We start from the raw sequence: 2,904 nt of genomic DNA, 5'->3' as shown, positions 1-2,904 counted from the left end.
CATCGTTTGGTTATGCTGATAAGAGCGTATGGTGGATGCCTTGGCACTAAGAGCCGATGAAGGACGTGATAAGCTGCGAAAAGCTTCGGGGAGGGGCAAATACCCATCGATCCGGAGATCTCCGAATGGGGAAACCTGGCTGAGCAAACCTCAGTCGTCCTGACGCCAATCCATAACGTCAGGAAGGGAACCCGGTGAACTGAAACATCTAAGTAGCCGGAGGAAGAGAAAACAACATGTGATTCTGTGAGTAGCGGCGAGCGAAAACGGAAGAGCCCAAACCAGGGTGCGTGCACCCTGGGGTTCGGACCGCGGAATTGATTCAATGAGCCTAGCAGAACGGTTTTGGGAAAGCCGGCCAGAGAGGGTGAAAGCCCCGTAAGCGAAAGGCGAGTTGACATGGCGGTATCCAGAGTAGGTCGAGACACGTGGAACCTTGACTGAATACGCGGGGACCACCCCGTAAGGCTAAATACTACTTAGTGACCGATAGCGCATAGTACTGTGAAGGAAAGGTGAAAAGGACCCCGGGAGGGGAGTGAAAAAGAACCTGAAACCATATGTTTACAAGCTGTGGAACATCTTTATATGATGAACCGCGTACTTTTTGTAGAACGGTCCGGCGAGTTGCGCTGGCTGGCGAGGTTAAGGACTAAAGGTCCGGAGCCGAAGGGAAACCAAGTCTGAATAGGGCCACAGTCAGTCGGAGCAGACCCGAAACCGGGTGATCTACCCATGTCCAGGTTGAAGTTGCCGTAAAAGGCAATGGAGGACCGAACCCACATCCGTTGAAAAGGGTGGGGATGAGGTGTGGGTAGGGGAGAAATTCCAATCGAACCCGGAGATAGCTGGTTCTCCTCGAAATAGCTTTAGGGCTAGCCTCATGTTAGTCTTACGGAGGTAGAGCACTGAATTCCTGCGGGGGCGTCAAAGCTTACCAAGGGATATCAAACTCCGAATGCCGTGTAGATGATGCATGGGAGTCAGACGATCCGAGATAAGTTGGGTGGTCAAAAGGGAAAGAGCCCAGACCTGCAGCTAAGGCCCCAAAATGTGTGTTAAGTGGAAAAGGATGTGGGATTTCGAAGACAACTAGGATGTTGGCTTAGAAGCAGCCATCCATTAAAAGAGTGCGTAATAGCTCACTAGTCGAGAGGTCCTGCGCCGAAAATGTCCGGGGCTGAAACACACTGCCGAAGCTCAGGGATTTACGAATGTAGATCGGTAGAGGAGCATTGTTAACTGGACGAAGCGGTACCGGAAGGAGCCGTGGACGGTTAAGAAGAGAGAATGCCGGAATGAGTAGCGAGAGGAAGGTGGGAATCCTTCCGGCCGAATATCTAAGGTTTCCAGGGTAAAGCTGATCTGCCCTGGGTAAGTCGGGACCTAAGGCGAGGTCGAAAGACGTAGTCGATGGACAACAGGTTGAAATTCCTGTACTATCCTGTAACAGAACTGTGGGGACGCAGACAGAGAGCGTGAGCCGGGAATGGAAAGACCGGTGCAAGCGAGGTAGGAGTGAGATAGGCAAATCCGTCTCACAATCCGAAGACGTGACGCGGACCGAAAACAAGTAGGGAAGCACGTGAGCTGACTGCCAAGAAAAGCCGCTATTGTTTGCAGGATACCCGTACCGTAAACCGACACAGGTGGATGAGGAGAGAATCCTAAGGCCGACGGGAGAAGCATTGTTAAGGAACTCGGCAAAATGACTCCGTAACTTCGGGAGAAGGAGTGCCTCGAGAGAGGCCGCAGAGAATTGGCCCAAGCAACTGTTTAGCAAAAACACAGGTCTATGCGAAACCGAAAGGTGAGGTATATGGGCTGACGCCTGCCCGGTGCTGGAAGGTTAAGGGGAGAGGTTAGCGCAAGCGAAGCTTTGAACTTAAGCCCCAGTAAACGGCGGCCGTAACTATAACGGTCCTAAGGTAGCGAAATTCCTTGTCGGGTAAGTTCCGACCCGCACGAAAGGCGTAATGATTTGGGCACTGTCTCAACAATGCACCCGGTGAAATTGAAATACCAGTGAAGATGCTGGTTACCTGCGCCAGGACGGAAAGACCCCATGGAGCTTTACTCCAGCTTGATACTGGGATTCGGTATTGCATGTACAGGATAGGTGGGAGGCTTTGAAGAGATGACGCCAGTTGTCTTGGAGCCGCTGTTGGGATACCACCCTTGCAGTATTGGGTTTCTAACCAGCAGCCGTGATCCGGCTGGGGGACAATGTCAGGTGGGGAGTTTGACTGGGGCGGTCGCCTCCGAAAGGGTATCGGAGGCGCTCAAAGGTTCCCTCAGAATGGTCGGAAACCATTCGAAGAGTGCAAAGGCAGAAGGGAGCTTGACTGCGACACCGACGGGTGGAGCAGGTACGAAAGTAGGACTTAGTGATCCGGTGGTATAAAGTGGGATTGCCATCGCTCAACGGATAAAAGCTACCCTGGGGATAACAGGCTTATCACTCCCAAGAGTTCACATCGACGGAGTGGTTTGGCACCTCGATGTCGGCTCATCGCATCCTGGGGCTGTAGTCGGTCCCAAGGGTTGGGCTGTTCGCCCATTAAAGCGGTACGCGAGCTGGGTTCAGAACGTCGTGAGACAGTTCGGTCCCTATCCGGCGTGGGCGTAGGATATTTGAGAGGAGCTGTCCTTAGTACGAGAGGACCGGGATGGACTGGCCGCTGGTGTATCTGTTGTTTTACCAAGAGCATAGCAGAGTAGCCAAGCCGGGAAGGGATAAACGCTGAAGGCATCTAAGCGTGAAGCCCCCCTCAAGATGAGATATCCCATAACGTCAAGTTAGTAAGACCCCTTGAAGACGACGAGGTAGATAGGGCAGAGGTGGAAGTGCGGTAACGCATGGAGCTGACTGTTACTAATAGGTCGAGGGCATAACCAAAGCGG

At 52.7% G+C, this 2,904-nt stretch carries 1 rRNA gene; it reads left to right on the top strand.

From position 1 onward, the window contains the following. Positions 1-8 precede the first annotated feature (8 nt). Positions 9-2,899 (top strand): 23S ribosomal RNA (locus FNY66_RS15285). Positions 2,900-2,904: the final 5 nt, after the last annotated feature.

Origin of the sequence: Mediterraneibacter catenae, assembly GCF_008691045.1 — a bacterium.
GTDB lineage: Bacteria > Bacillota > Clostridia > Lachnospirales > Lachnospiraceae > Mediterraneibacter > Mediterraneibacter ornithocaccae.
This window is presented reverse-complemented; position numbering and strand designations above follow the sequence as displayed.